Genomic DNA, 13,190 nt, shown 5'->3' with positions numbered 1-13,190 from the left:
TTTAAGGTGTAGTGAATAGGAATACAGTTAGTTAAGAGAAATGTCTTCGGGAGAGTTGGCCCAAAGCAGATATTCGCCGCCCAGGTTCTGCATAATTGATTTCCATAAGGTCTGATCATTGGGTAGTGTGTAGTCTAGATTATATACATCCACAACAGTCCACATCTTTCTCTGGATCTCCTTATCCAACTGGTCTGCAGCCCATCCGGAATATCCTGAGAAAATCTTTACATCATCAATGCTCAGTTCTTTGTTGAGGACTGCACTGATGATATTTTCAATGTCTTCTGTTAAATAGAAATCATCGGTGATCTCAGAATAGATCTCTGTTACTTTTTTGCCTTTTACGATAAAAAATACTTTGTCATTTTCTACCGGCCCGCCGTCATATACCTCTATTTTGAAATCAAAGAAATTGTTGAATTTATTACTCATCTGGTTGTTCCTTTTATTTAATATCAAACCAAATGCACCGCCTTCGTTATGTTCAATGATCAGAACCACCGATCTGGAAAAAATATCGCCGGAAATGTCAGGGGTGGAGATTAATATTTTACCTTTGTATGAGTAATTCATACTCAAATTTAATAAAAAATATTTATGGAAAACCTGCACGACAAAAGAAAAGTGTATGAGAAATCCCAACTTATTGAAAGTGAGATAAAACAAAATCCTATTGAGCAGTTCAGAGACTGGTTTTTAGAGGCCAGCGAGAGTGCTGTGATCTCTGAAGCCAATGCTATGGCTGTTTCCACTGTAGAAGAAGACGGATGCCCGAGAACCAGAATGGTGCTGCTTAAAGCGTATACCCATGAAGGATTTATTTTCTATACCAATTACAGCAGCAGAAAAGGAAAAGCCATAGAAAAGAATCACAAGGCCTGTCTGCATTTCTTCTGGCCGAACCTTGAAAGACAGATCATCATCAAAGCTGATCTTGAAAAAATAGCTGGGAACCTCAGTGATGGATATTTTCATTCAAGGCCGAAAGGAAGCCAGCTTGGAGCAGCCGTTTCACCACAGAGCGAGGTCATTCCAAATCGTGAATTTCTTGAAGAAAAATTGAAAGAACTGGAAAAACAATACGAAAACACCGAAGTTCCAAGACCTGAAAACTGGGGCGGATACCTTGCAAAACCTTATGAAATTGAATTCTGGCAGGGAAGACCCAATCGCCTCCATGACCGGATTATTTATCAGCTGGAAGATCTGGACTGGAAAATCTCCAGATTGGCCCCGTAATAAATTATGAAATTAATTTGATGTAATTAATCGCATAGCCAGGCAAGGTATATATAAAATTAAAACTATTTGCTATAAAAAAGACCGCTTCCAAGAAGCGGTCTTTGAATTTTGTAATCTGAATGATTATTTTTTCTTAGCACCAGAAACTGCATTAGATAGATCAGCTCCAGCTTTGAATTTAGCAACTTTTTTAGCCGCAATTTTGATTGGTTTCTTAGTTGCAGGGTTGATACCTTGTCTAGCCGCTCTCTCAGCTACTGAGAAAGTTCCGAATCCTACTAAAGAAACTTTTCCGTCTTTTTTCTTTAAAGTAGTCGTTACGTTAGAAATAAAAGATTCTAAAGCAGCTTTAGCTGCAACTTTAGTGATTCCTGCATCTTTTGCGATTGCGTCGATTAATTCAGACTTGTTCATAATTTTTAATATTAAAGTTAGTTCGTAATTATAGCAAATATAATACTATTTTCTATTTGTGCAATTTTTTTATTAAAACTTATATAATTTTTTTGCTTTTTGGTGAAAATAGTCAAAATATGATAATTTGGTTTTTCACGGAAAACCTGCGTTACGGGTCACTAAAATCATGCCAAATGCTTATGTGCATTGACTTTAGCAAAAAATTAATATTACTTTCTGTATTTATTAAATCCTAAATTGCATGTAGACTATTAATTTTTTTTATCATATGTTTGATAATTTATCAAGCAATATTCAAAAAACTTATATAATTTGAAATTAAACCCCTGTGTTTGTGGGACTTTTAAAATGATTACAAAAGCTCGATTTATGAATTTTTATTAATAAATTTGCAGTATGTTAATAGAAGTTTTCAAGTCTAAGATCCATAGGGTGAGGGTTACTGCCTCAGACCTTAATTATATTGGAAGTATAACGATTGATGAAGATCTTATTGATGCTGCCGGTCTGGTAGTAGGAGAAAGGGTCTATATTGTCAACGTAAATAACGGGGAGCGCTTTGATACCTATGTGATCAAAGGAAAAAGAAAATCAGGAGAGGTATGTCTGAACGGTCCTGCCGCCAGAAAAGTACAGAAAGATGATATCATCATCATCATTGCTTATGCACAGATGTCTCCTGAAGAAGCAAAAACTTTCCAGCCGAAGATCGTTTTCCCGGATGAAAAAACAAATCTGTTGACGTAATCTATGGAGAAAAAATCAAAAAATCCATTAAAATCCATACTAACAATAGTAATATCGCTTGCTTTTGCAGGCTTTTTTTTATGGCTGGCCCTAAAAGGGCTTGACTTCAAAGTGATTCAGAAATCGCTGGCAAAAGCCAATTATCTTTGGGTGCTGTTTGCTTCCGTTTTCGGGATTTTAGCTTACTGGTTCAGGGCAATCCGATGGAATCTGATGCTTGAACCCATGGGACACCGGATTTCCAATTCCAATTCTCTCTGGTCAATATCATTTGGTTATCTCATGAATCTTACCATTCCAAGAAGCGGGGAGCTTGCGAGGGCTACTGCCTTGTACGGTGTGGAAAAAGTTCCGGTAGATAAATCTTTCGGAACAATTATTCTGGAAAGAGTGGTGGATCTTGCATGTATGCTTGGATTTCTGGGATTAACATTGTTATTTAAATACGATGCCATTCTGTCTTTTTATAAGAATTCAGGAATCAATATTAACCCCAATAAGATTTTAGTTATCCTCCTAATCCTGGCAGTAGGAACGGTTCTGTTCTTTGTATTTAAAAAGAAGCTGGCCGGAATACCGTTTTTAGGAAAGATCGTGAACTTTATTGATGGTATCTTTCAGGGACTGGCAACTATTTTTAAGTTGAAACAGAAAGGAAAATTCATACTTTATACTTTAGGAATCTGGATCTCATATTATTTTGCAGCCTATCTGGTATGCTTTGCTCTTCCGGAGACCTCAGATTTTACTATTGCTGACGGTTTTTTTATAATTGTTGTAGGAACTTTGGGGATGATTATTCCTGCCAGCGGCGGGATTGGAGCTTTTAATCTGGCGATGAAGTACGGATTTATGGCTTTGTTCATTTCAGTAGGGAAAAGTGCAGATCTGGGTGGTGAAATGGGACTTACCTATTCATTTATCTCACTTCCACTTCAGATTACGATCATGCTGGTAATGGGACTTATATCCATTCCGATGCTGGCAAAGGCAAGAAATAATGCTGTTTCCGATAAAGAATTTAAAGATTAATATTACTATTATATTTTAATAATGAGTCCGGTTAAGAAACCGGACTTTTTTATGCTTTTACGCCCCGAAAAATGAAACTTTATCTGGTTTATCCTGTGACATTTATTTTTTTATGTATAAATTTGGTCAATTCACAAATCAAATCTATCTTAATCAAAAAAATAATTAATAATCTAAAACACTATGGCAATTAATTTACAGAAAGGACAAAAGATTGAAATCGGACTGACAAAAATGACGATAGGACTGGGCTGGGACCCGAATGACGGGACAGGATTCGACTTTGATCTGGATGCTTCTGCTATCATGATTGACTCCAACAGAAAATTAGTAAGTGAGGAATGTTTCGTTTTTTATAATAACCTGCAATCTCCGGATGGTGCATTAACACACACAGGAGATGATCCCAATGGTAAAAACAGTGATGGGGATGATGATGAAGCAATCATTGTAGACCTTGAAAAAGTAGACCCTAGAGTAGAGGAAATCCTTTTCGTAGTCACCATCGAGGATTTTGAAAGAAGAAAACAGAACTTCGGACAGGTAAGAAATTCTTATATCAGAATTGTAGACAACAGCTCCAATCAGGAAATCGCAAAATATGAACTGGATGAAGATTTCTCTATAGAAACTGGTGTAGAATTCGGAAGACTGTACAAAAGAAACGGTAGCTGGAAATTTGAAGCTTCAGGAATCGGCTACAGAGCAGACCTTGGATTCTTCCTTGAAAAATATTATAACGGACAAATCATTAAATAATATCAATTATATAAAACTATAGCTATGGCAATTAATTTACAGAAAGGTCAGACCATTGATCTAAGAAAAAATGACCGCGGAGAAAGTGTCTATGACCTGTCAAAAGTAACAATCGGTTTAGGATGGGACGTGAGAAAACAGGGCGGAGGCTTCTTCGGAAAACTATTCAGCAAAGAAGCTGAGTACGATCTTGATGCAGTGGCATTTCTTCTGGATGGAAACGGAAAAGTAGCCAATCTGGGGAAAACAGTTCAGACTCAGGACGGAAGACAGATCGCTCTTTATCAGGGAGACGTTGTTTTCTTTAATTCAATGCAGCATCCAAGCGGAAACGTGTGGCTTACCGGAGACAACAGAACCGGAGCTGGAGACGGAGATGACGAGCAGATTATTGTAAAACTGGATCAGCTGGATGAAAGCTATCAGAAAATACTATTTCTGGTAACTATTTATCAGGGAAAACAGAATAATCAGCATTTCGGAATGATTGAAAATGCTTTCATCAGAGCCGTAGATGCTAAAGGAAAAGAAATCACAAAATACAGCCTTTCCGGAGATTCAAGTATGAACGGAATGTGTGCCATGGTGTTTGCGGAAGCTTACCGTCATAATGGTGACTGGAAGTTCCGTGCTATAGGTGAACCACATCCTACAGATAATTTTATAGAAATTCTGAAGCAGTACGCCTACAGCAACTAAATTAACCTTCTATACAACTTAAAAGCCGGCAGAGAATAGTAAAATACTTCCTGCCGGCTTCAGAATTAATATTTGTCTTACAATGACCAGAAGATTATTAGCATACTTTTTACTGGATACTTCCGGCTCTATGAACGGAGAACCTATCCAGGCACTTAATAACGGATTTAACGGGCTTATCAGCATGCTCAGAGCAGATCCTCAGGCCATGGACAGCCTTCACCTGAGTGTCATCACTTTCGACAGAGAGGTTAAAAATATCATTCCGCTGATTGATCTTGCGAGCTTTTATCCAATGGAAATTACCTGTCCGGACAGCGGGCCTACTCATACGGGCGCTGCATTGGAAATGGTTTCGGAACTCGTTCAGAAGGATCTGGTAAAAGGATCCGGAGACGAAAAAGGAGACTGGCAGCCGTTACTTTTTATATTTACGGATGGAAAACCTTCTGATATTCAGAAATACAGACAGATGATTCCTGTGATCAGAGGTCTTGAATTTGGCGCGATTGTAGGCTGTGCAGCAGGTCCGAAAGCCGATGAACAGTTTCTGAAAGAACTGACTGATCATGTGGTAAAACTGGATACAACAGATGCGATTACGCTTTCTTCTTTCTTCAGATGGGTAAGTTCTTCCATTACACAGGGAGGGCATTCACAGAATGCGGGAGAAAATGTAACGCTTCCGCCGCCGCCATCAGAGCTTAATATTATTATTTAATTACCGTCTTTACACTATAATCATGAGAAGACTACCGATTTATTTTTTGGTTGATATTTCTGAATCTATGGTAGGAGAGCCTATCGAACAGGTACAGGAAGGTATTGCCAACATCATCAGAGAATTAAAAAAAGATCCGTATTCACTGGAAACGGTTTATATTTCTGTGATCGGTTTTGCCGGAGAAGCCGAAGTCATTACTCCGCTTCAGGACATCATCAGCTTTTATCCGCCGAAAATTCCGATTGGAAGCGGAACATCACTATCCCAGGGATTGATTAAAGTCATGGACTGCATAGACCGGGATATTGTAAAAACAACCTACGAAAGGAAAGGCGACTGGAAACCTATTGTTTTTCTGTTTACAGATGGAGTTCCTACAGACGATGCTACCAAAGCGATCGAAAGATGGAATACCAAATATGGAGGAAAAGCCAATACCATTGCCGTATCCATCGGAGAAAATACCAACTATAAACTGCTCGGTTCTTTAGCTGAAAATGTACTGCTTTTCAACAACTCCGATGAAAATTCCTATAAAGAATTCTTCAGATGGGTAACAGATTCTATTAAAACCACCAGCCAGAGTGTTACCGAAGCCAATAAAGAAGGAATCAATCTGTCAAAGATCGACTCCATTATTCTGGAAAAGGTAGATCCTGAAATGGAACAAAGATTTCCGGACAACAATTTTATAGTGCTGAACGGTAAATGTTCAGAAACTGAAAAACTGTATCTGATGAAGTTTAAGAAAGCCTTTACAGATTCCGGAATTATGGGCATGTCCACAAGATATTATAAACTGGACGGTGCCTATAAAATTGATGAAAAAGCATATATGAGACTTTCTTCATCCCAGAGAAATAATCTGAAAATCTCTATTGAAGAACTTCAGGGCGGAACATCCTGTCCTCACTGTGCCAACCCTATTGCGCTGGCGACCTGTTCCTGCGGCGGAATTCACTGTCTGAAAGGAGAAGGATACAACAAGTGTCCATGGTGCGGAACATCCGATCATTATGGATTCTCCAGCGGAGGGTATGATATTAACAGAACGTTGGGGTAACAGTAGCACAATATGGGCAGTATTTTTTTTAATAATAGCGGGAAAGAAGAACAAGCTTCCGGAGGTGAAGAAGCGAGGGAAAGGGCTTTGATCTTTAAAGAAAAAGAAGAGTTCAGAGAAGCTTATCTGGTCCTGAAAAATGCTACTTCAAGACAGTTTTATGAATTCAGTTTTGAACTGGAGGATTTTCCCAATATCAGAATCAGAACTATCGGAAATATTGAGGAAACCGGACTGGAATTTGAAGAAAATAGGATTACCGGAATTCCCACAGGAGGTAGTGTGTATGATCTGGATATTGAATTTTACCATATCCGGGATGAAAACAATTCAGACCTTAAAAGAGTTCAGCTGTATGTCAATGCAGACCCCAAAGACCTCTGGAAAAATATTCCCGGTGATACCAACGCTATTTTCTATAAATCTGATGAAGTCTCATGGAAAGGAACTTTTTTAGATAAAAAAATGGTGGCTGCCTCCAAAAGAGGTCGCTCACACGCCCATGACGGACGGTTTCGGGAAGACGATTTTGCCGTAAATGAACTTTCTGAAGGATGGAATATTGTTTCTGTATCTGATGGAGCCGGTTCCGCGGAAATGGCACGGGAAGGTTCCAGGCTGGCTGTACATTCAGTGAATGAATTTTTTGGCTCAGAAGCAAAATTAAGCGAGCTTGAAAAAAATATAAAAGTCATTTATAACGTTACATCCGGAGTACATTCCGAAGCAGAAAAAAATATTACCGGAATTTTATCTGAAAGTGTAAAGTATGTCTATCAGGTTTTAGATAAAACAGCATCTGAACATTCACTTTCCATCAAAGATTTTCATACCACACTTATTTTTGCGCTGGCTAAGAAGTTTGATTTCGGATATGTTTTTCTGACCTTTGGAGTAGGAGACTGTCCGATTAATCTCATCAGCCCTGATTTTTCCGAAGTAAAGCTGTTAAACCGGATGGACGTAGGAGAATTCAGCGGAGGAACCCGCTTTATTACCATGGACGAGATCTTCAATGATCAGATGATTTCCCGTTTCGGAATGACCTGTGTGAATGATTTTTCCTATCTGGTATTGATGACTGACGGGATTTATGATCCGAAATTCATGACGGAAAATAAACTGGAAGATCTGGAAAGCTGGACAACTTTTTTTAATGACCTCAACGGAAATAATGATGACCGTGCAAAAGTTGACTTTATCAACGATACAGATATTGACCGTCAGCTTCTGCAATGGGCCGATTTCTGGAGCAGAGGAAATCACGATGACAGAACCCTTGCCATAATCTATTAAAACATGAAAAAGACTGTTAAGGTTGTTTCTATTTTAGACACATCCAAATCATATGAATATGTAGATGAAAATCCCATTCGGGGAGGAGTAAAAGATGTCTATTTTTCTCCCGAGAGAGATTATGTCGTAGCCTTTTACAGAAATCCCATCGATGCCGGACAGAAAGAGCGTATCATGCGGATCGTATCTACTTATCTCGGAAATATACAAAGCGGAACTTCATCAGAATACTTTTTGAACGAAATATTCAGATGGCCGTATGATATTGTGGAAAAAGGAAAGCTTACGGGAATTGTTGTTCCCGTATATCACAATAAATTCTTCTTTGCTAAAGGGTATATCGGTTCAGATAATATCCAGGGTGAAGATAAAGTGGGGAAATGGTTTACTTCCCCGATGTTCAGAAACCAGCAGTACCCGTTAAGGCTTGACCAGTCGGAACTGGGTGACTGGCTGAGTTATTTTCAGATTGCCATCAATATCAGCAGGGGAGTGAAAAAGCTTCACCAGATGGGCCTGGCTCATTCGGATCTTTCTTATAATAATATTCTGGTGGATCCGGTAACGAAATCAGCCTGTATTATTGATATTGACGGATTAGTGGTACCAAAATTATTCCCTCCCGAAGTGATTGGAACCGCTGATTTTATTGCTCCTGAAGTACTGAAGACCAAACATCTGAATATTCAGGATCCCGGAAGACATCTGCCTAACCAGAAAACAGACCTTCATGCCCTCGCAGCGCTGATCTATATGTACCTCTTGAGAAGACATCCATTGAGAGGAGGAAAAATATGGGATCTGGATTCTGAAAAGGATGAAATACTTTCTATGGGTGAAAAAGCTACATTTGTGGAACATCCTGATGATTCTGTGAACCATGTCAAGCCTGATCATCTGAAAAAGTGGGAGACTTTCTGGGGCGATCCTCAAAAAATTCCGTATACCATTACCGGTCCTTATCTTTCTGAGTTGTTCAAAAAGGCTTTTGTTGATGGCCTTCATGACCCGATAAGACGTCCCCTGGCTAATGAATGGGAAACGGCCTTGCTGAAGACAGTAGACCTTATACAACCCTGCTCTAACGCATCCTGTACGGAAAAATGGTATGTTTTTGATAACACCAGCAATCCAAAATGTCCTTTCTGTGGTACACCGCATCAGGGAACACTACCCGTGCTGGATCTATATTTTAAATTTGATGATGAGGTATGGAAACCCGAAAACCACAGATTAATGGTTTACAATAACCAGTATCTTTTCAAATGGCACGTTTCCCGGAAAGTGATCCGAAATGAAAATCTTACCATGCAGGACAAAATGCCTGTAGGATATTTTACGTTTCATCAGGGAAAATGGGTGTTGGTCAATCAAAGTCTTACTTCAATGAAAGATGTTACGGAACAGAAAGAAATTCCGCCGGGCTCAATGACTGAACTGACTGACGGCAAAAAGATCCTTTTATCTGCTGAAGAAGGAGGCAGACTAATTTATGTAACGCTGGCGAATCAATAAAAATCGTAGATTTCTAAAAACTAAGGTGCTCTTTTATGCAGTTAAACTTATTGATAAAGTGTTAAATCTTTTGTGTCTGTTGTAGTTACATATTTCCCACAGATCGCTAAGATTTCACAGATTTTTGTGGATGTTTTAAATTCTTAATTGCAGGTTTTATGATTTTTTCTCCCCTGAAAATTCCATAAAATAAGAATGCTCATCTTCACCAATAATTTTAAATCCTAAAGCAGAGTATAAGTTCTGTGCCTTATTGGTTTTTAATACGCTCAGGGTGACTGTTTTTCCTGTTTCTGAGGCTTCATCAAGGATATCTTTCAATATTTTTTTTCCCAGCCCGCGGCCCTGCTGCTCCGGATCAATCTGCAGCTGAAGAACTTCTGTTTTGTCTTCTGTCCGGTTTATTTTTAATAATCCGATGGGGTGATGGTGTAAGAAAATAATATGGGCTTTATCAAACTGGTAAAGAACTCTTTGCAAAGTAGCTTCACGGTCAGTAGGTAAATTGGATTTTTCGTAATGAGGATTCATGGTTTTCATTCTCAGGCTGAGAAGAAAATCAATATCAGCTTCATTGGCTTTTTCATAGTGCAGGTCAGGATCCATTGTTTTATTTTTTCATTTCATCTTACAGATACCATTGCAGTACCATTAACAGGAGTCTAAAATAATGATTCTTGTATTTTTATCAGCATTAATTTTAGATTTCATGGCTGCAGAACATAGAAAAAAATCATAGGCCCTGCAGACTGTTTGTGTAGCGATGTTGTCTTTGTTGAACATCTTTTTCAGATATTCGAATTCATTTTCCGCTTCTTCCAAGATAGTTCTATTACCCGGATTATCCTTAATTTCAAAGACTGTTTTTTCTTCAAGTTCAGTAAAAGTATATTCAAAGCCATCCAGTCTGCTGTCCAGAATTTGTTTGGCCAGAAGAATCATATAATCATTGAACCTCAGAAAATCTTTTGAATCAACAGTAAGACCGATATCTTCGTCTGTCATTTGATCAACCGGAAAGTAATGGGTGTAATTTCCGTATTGAAACATATAACAGTAGCACACGGTAGAAGTAGGAACCTCATAAAGCAGCGTGATCCCCAAACCATTGTACAGCTCCTGAAGTATCTGTTCCGATGCTGCACGATCTTTGTCTATAGAATGAAAATGGCTTTCTTTATATCAAACATATAAATGGCCGTATTTCTTCCCATAATCCGATTGATTGAGTTATTTCAGAACAATTTTCAGCCCCATTTCTTCTTTCATATAAAGCAGAACCTCGGCATTTCCTCTCGCATCATCTACGGGATTATGGGTATGTTCTGTCTTACGAAGGTGCTTCCATTGAGCAAACGTATCTTTTTCCAGTCCGCAGTACAGATCAGAAAGCCTACGGGAAGAGTAACCAAAGGGATTTCTGCCTGTGAAGTGATGAAAATACCAACAGATAAACATCCAGTCGAAACCATTATTGTCACTGATAAAAATAGGTCTTCCTTTAGAGTTTTCTTTAATCCATTCCTCAAAGGCCAGCATCACCTGTTCCGGATCATCAAAATTCATTGTTTCCTCTCTGCTGAAGCCTGAAACCGCCAGCGCATCAGGATTGAACTGATCCGATATGGGTTTGAGCTTTCCGTAGAAAGTCCGGTCCAGTTTTTCATCAACCAGTACAGCACCGAAACAGACCATTGAAAAATCTCCGGGAATAGGGCCGTCTGACTCTATATCCACCATAAAGTAGCTCATAACTTAATCAAATTTAATATTTCGGATCTTCATATATTCCTCATCAACTTCTTCCTTTTCCATACGGTCCGGATACGTAGTAATCTTTAGCAGTTGATTGTTGAAGCTGTTTCCTACAATGAGTTCATTGCCATAGGATTTAAATTTTGAGGGTATAACGAATATCTCTGTTTTATTTAAAGTATGAATATTGAAAATAAAAATCCTCTCTCCATGCTTATCATAATACCGGGCAATAAGATAATTTTCAAAAAACATCAAACGGCCTCCAACCGAAGGCTGGCACATGGTATTAAGCGGTGGGTGCCAGGTAACAACAGTATCTTTTCTGAGCCATATTTTTACCATATCATTGCCTACATCGTTGCGAAGCCACCAGGCTGCCCATCCGTTATCACTGACAGCGGTCTGCCATGCCAATACCGAATTTTCAGCTCCGTAATGGTCTGTCCATACAATTTCATCTTCTTTGATTTCCGTATCAACGTTCTGCGCGTAAAGTTCATCCTGAACGAGCAGGAAAATTTCTTTCGTGGTCATTGTTTTTTCTTTGATCCAGCGAATATATTGAAATTATTCCTGCAGTTGGAAAGTTTATACCAGTTCAAAAAAACTTCTTCTCCCGATTTTGATCTTCATTTCTTTTTTCAGTTCAATTTCCTGTTCAGGATCTGTTATTTTGATATCATTAATCTGGATTCCTCCATTCAGAATCAGTCTTCGTATGGCAGATTTGCTGAGGTCATTTTTTAAATGATGACAAAGTTCAACTAAAGAAATCGTATGCTGATGTTTCAAAGATTTCATTAAAACTTTTTCATAGACTTTCTCTTCAAAATTTTTATTCTGAAACTGATTTTCAAAAAATTGTTCAGCATCTTCTGCTGAAGCTTTATCATGGTATTGGACAATGATATTTTTGGCGATTAATTTTTTAATGTTCATCGGGTTTTCACCGTTTTCTATCTTTTGTTTTAAATGGTTCTTTTCTTCAATGGAAAAATCGGTGGTAAGATCAATAAACTCATCAATAAGACTGTCCGGGATCGACATGGTTTTCCCGAACATTTCATTAGGTTCATCCGTCAGTCCGATAATGTTGTTAAGAGATTTACTCATTTTTTCCTTTCCGTCAAGACCTTTCAGCAGGGGCATGCACATAACAATCTGTGCCGGCAGATCATGAACTTCCTGAAGCTGTCTTCCCATTGTACAGTTGAAGAGCTGATCTGTACCGCCCATTTCAATGTCACATTCAATCTTCACCGAATCAAATCCCTGGAGGATAGGATAAACCAGTTCGTGCATTGCAATGGGTGTATTTTCCGTAAACCTCTTGTTGAAATCGTTTCTGTGCATCAGCTGGGCTACCGTTACTTTTGACATCAGCTGAATGACCTCTGAAAAACTGACTGCATCCAGCCAGTCAGAATTAAAAACAACTTGGGTTTTCTCCGGATCAAGAACCTTTGAAAGCTGGCTGATGTAGGTCTGTGCATTATGATTTACCTCTTCAGCAGTCAGAGGTTTTCTTGCTTTGTTTTTTCCTGTAGGATCTCCGATTCTTGCTGTAAAACTTCCTACTACAATGATAACCTGATGTCCCAGTTCCTGAAACTGTTTCAGTTTTTTGAGAACTACGGCATGGCCTAAATGAAGATCCGGAGCCGTGGGATCAAAGCCCAGCTTGATCATTAGTTTTCTGTTCTCTTCTTCTGCCTGTTTCAGTTTCTGTTCCAGTCCGTTTTCAGGGAGGATGATGGCGGCATTTGTTTGTAATGTACTGATCATGTTATATTAATTTTAAAAATGAAAAAGCCCGGACATTGTTGTCCGGGCTCTATATGATTGGTTAGAATATTCTTATTGAATCACAGATATAGAAGGTCTTCCCGAACGGCTGATCGGGGAGTAATACTCACTGAAGAATGGAAGACGCAA

16 protein-coding genes are annotated in these 13,190 nt (G+C 38.7%); 9 read left to right on the top strand and 7 right to left on the bottom strand.

Going from position 1 to position 13,190, the window contains the following annotated elements:
• Positions 1 to 27: 27 nt before the first annotated feature.
• Positions 28 to 576, bottom strand: a complete 549-nt coding sequence (locus FW768_RS10380; RefSeq protein WP_153395163.1) for a YqgE/AlgH family protein — start codon at positions 574 to 576, stop codon at positions 28 to 30.
• 24 nt (positions 577 to 600) lie between these two features.
• On the opposite strand from FW768_RS10380, the gene pdxH reads away from it, so the two are divergent.
• Positions 601 to 1,242: a pyridoxamine 5'-phosphate oxidase gene (gene pdxH / locus FW768_RS10375; protein WP_153395161.1), complete on the top strand. Its 642-nt coding sequence runs from the start codon at positions 601 to 603 to the stop codon at positions 1,240 to 1,242.
• A 126-nt stretch (positions 1,243 to 1,368) separates the two neighbouring features.
• Here the strand turns inward: pdxH and FW768_RS10370 are convergent, their stop codons facing one another.
• Positions 1,369 to 1,659 carry an HU family DNA-binding protein gene (locus tag FW768_RS10370; protein WP_062702846.1) on the bottom strand — a complete coding sequence of 97 codons (291 nt, stop codon included), beginning with the start codon at positions 1,657 to 1,659 and terminating at the stop codon, positions 1,369 to 1,371.
• 399 nt (positions 1,660 to 2,058) lie between these two features.
• Between FW768_RS10370 and panD the strand changes: the two genes are divergently transcribed.
• From panD to FW768_RS10330, 8 genes are all read left to right on the top strand, one after another.
• Positions 2,059 to 2,409, top strand: a complete 351-nt coding sequence (panD, locus tag FW768_RS10365) for an aspartate 1-decarboxylase (RefSeq protein ID WP_062702848.1) — start codon at positions 2,059 to 2,061, stop codon at positions 2,407 to 2,409.
• Positions 2,410 to 2,412: 3 nt separating this feature from the next.
• Positions 2,413 to 3,441, top strand: coding sequence for a lysylphosphatidylglycerol synthase transmembrane domain-containing protein (locus FW768_RS10360; protein WP_153395159.1), 1,029 nt, complete (start codon positions 2,413 to 2,415; stop codon positions 3,439 to 3,441).
• A 183-nt stretch (positions 3,442 to 3,624) separates the two neighbouring features.
• Entirely contained in the window at positions 3,625 to 4,200 is a 576-nt protein-coding gene (locus FW768_RS10355) for a TerD family protein (RefSeq protein WP_153395157.1), read from the top strand.
• A 24-nt stretch (positions 4,201 to 4,224) separates the two neighbouring features.
• Positions 4,225 to 4,899 carry a TerD family protein gene (locus tag FW768_RS10350; protein ID WP_153395155.1) on the top strand — a complete coding sequence of 225 codons (675 nt, stop codon included), beginning with the start codon at positions 4,225 to 4,227 and terminating at the stop codon, positions 4,897 to 4,899.
• An 82-nt stretch (positions 4,900 to 4,981) separates the two neighbouring features.
• On the top strand, positions 4,982 to 5,620 hold the full coding sequence (locus FW768_RS10345) for a vWA domain-containing protein (protein WP_153395153.1): 639 nt from the start codon (positions 4,982 to 4,984) through the stop codon (positions 5,618 to 5,620).
• Between the two features lie 22 nt (positions 5,621 to 5,642).
• Entirely contained in the window at positions 5,643 to 6,686 is a 1,044-nt protein-coding gene (locus FW768_RS10340) for a TerY-C metal binding domain-containing protein (protein WP_153395151.1), read from the top strand.
• Positions 6,687 to 6,698: 12 nt separating this feature from the next.
• Positions 6,699 to 7,982 carry a PP2C family serine/threonine-protein phosphatase gene (locus FW768_RS10335; RefSeq protein ID WP_153395149.1) on the top strand — a complete coding sequence of 428 codons (1,284 nt, stop codon included), beginning with the start codon at positions 6,699 to 6,701 and terminating at the stop codon, positions 7,980 to 7,982.
• A 3-nt stretch (positions 7,983 to 7,985) separates the two neighbouring features.
• A complete protein-coding gene (locus tag FW768_RS10330) occupies positions 7,986 to 9,497 on the top strand; it encodes a helix-hairpin-helix domain-containing protein (RefSeq protein WP_153395147.1) in 1,512 nt (503 codons plus the stop codon).
• 156 nt (positions 9,498 to 9,653) lie between these two features.
• On the opposite strand, the gene FW768_RS10325 is transcribed toward FW768_RS10330, so the two are convergent.
• From FW768_RS10325 to tyrS, 5 genes are all read right to left on the bottom strand, one after another.
• On the bottom strand, positions 9,654 to 10,103 hold the full coding sequence (locus FW768_RS10325; protein ID WP_153395145.1) for a GNAT family N-acetyltransferase: 450 nt from the start codon (positions 10,101 to 10,103) through the stop codon (positions 9,654 to 9,656).
• 45 nt (positions 10,104 to 10,148) lie between these two features.
• Complete coding sequence (locus FW768_RS10320) at positions 10,149 to 10,601, bottom strand: hypothetical protein (protein WP_153395143.1); 453 nt, start codon at positions 10,599 to 10,601, stop codon at positions 10,149 to 10,151.
• 126 nt (positions 10,602 to 10,727) lie between these two features.
• Entirely contained in the window at positions 10,728 to 11,249 is a 522-nt protein-coding gene (locus tag FW768_RS10315) for a 3'-5' exonuclease (RefSeq protein ID WP_153395141.1), read from the bottom strand.
• Between the two features lie 3 nt (positions 11,250 to 11,252).
• Positions 11,253 to 11,789, bottom strand: a complete 537-nt coding sequence (locus FW768_RS10310; RefSeq protein WP_153395139.1) for a hypothetical protein — start codon at positions 11,787 to 11,789, stop codon at positions 11,253 to 11,255.
• A gap of 54 nt (positions 11,790 to 11,843) precedes the next feature.
• Entirely contained in the window at positions 11,844 to 13,040 is a 1,197-nt protein-coding gene (tyrS, locus tag FW768_RS10305) for a tyrosine--tRNA ligase (RefSeq protein WP_153395137.1), read from the bottom strand.
• Positions 13,041 to 13,190 lie beyond the last annotated feature (150 nt).

Origin of the sequence: Chryseobacterium vaccae (genome assembly GCF_009602705.1) — a bacterium.
GTDB lineage: Bacteria > Bacteroidota > Bacteroidia > Flavobacteriales > Weeksellaceae > Chryseobacterium > Chryseobacterium vaccae.
This window is presented reverse-complemented; position numbering and strand designations above follow the sequence as displayed.

Bases quoted from the DNA above. Each gene is read 5' to 3' on its own strand.
- FW768_RS10380 (WP_153395163.1), bottom strand. From the start codon at position 576: ATGAATTACTCATACAAAGGTAAAATATTAATCTCCACCCCTGACATT.
- pdxH (WP_153395161.1), top strand. From the start codon at position 601: ATGGAAAACCTGCACGACAAAAGAAAAGTGTATGAGAAATCCCAACTT.
- FW768_RS10370 (WP_062702846.1), bottom strand. From the start codon at position 1,659: ATGAACAAGTCTGAATTAATCGACGCAATCGCAAAAGATGCAGGAATC.
- panD (WP_062702848.1), top strand. From the start codon at position 2,059: ATGTTAATAGAAGTTTTCAAGTCTAAGATCCATAGGGTGAGGGTTACT.
- FW768_RS10360 (WP_153395159.1), top strand. From the start codon at position 2,413: ATGGAGAAAAAATCAAAAAATCCATTAAAATCCATACTAACAATAGTA.
- FW768_RS10355 (WP_153395157.1), top strand. From the start codon at position 3,625: ATGGCAATTAATTTACAGAAAGGACAAAAGATTGAAATCGGACTGACA.
- FW768_RS10350 (WP_153395155.1), top strand. From the start codon at position 4,225: ATGGCAATTAATTTACAGAAAGGTCAGACCATTGATCTAAGAAAAAAT.
- FW768_RS10345 (WP_153395153.1), top strand. From the start codon at position 4,982: ATGACCAGAAGATTATTAGCATACTTTTTACTGGATACTTCCGGCTCT.
- FW768_RS10340 (WP_153395151.1), top strand. From the start codon at position 5,643: ATGAGAAGACTACCGATTTATTTTTTGGTTGATATTTCTGAATCTATG.
- FW768_RS10335 (WP_153395149.1), top strand. From the start codon at position 6,699: ATGGGCAGTATTTTTTTTAATAATAGCGGGAAAGAAGAACAAGCTTCC.
- FW768_RS10330 (WP_153395147.1), top strand. From the start codon at position 7,986: ATGAAAAAGACTGTTAAGGTTGTTTCTATTTTAGACACATCCAAATCA.
- FW768_RS10325 (WP_153395145.1), bottom strand. From the start codon at position 10,103: ATGGATCCTGACCTGCACTATGAAAAAGCCAATGAAGCTGATATTGAT.
- FW768_RS10315 (WP_153395141.1), bottom strand. From the start codon at position 11,249: ATGAGCTACTTTATGGTGGATATAGAGTCAGACGGCCCTATTCCCGGA.
- FW768_RS10310 (WP_153395139.1), bottom strand. From the start codon at position 11,789: ATGACCACGAAAGAAATTTTCCTGCTCGTTCAGGATGAACTTTACGCG.
- tyrS (WP_153395137.1), bottom strand. From the start codon at position 13,040: ATGATCAGTACATTACAAACAAATGCCGCCATCATCCTCCCTGAAAAC.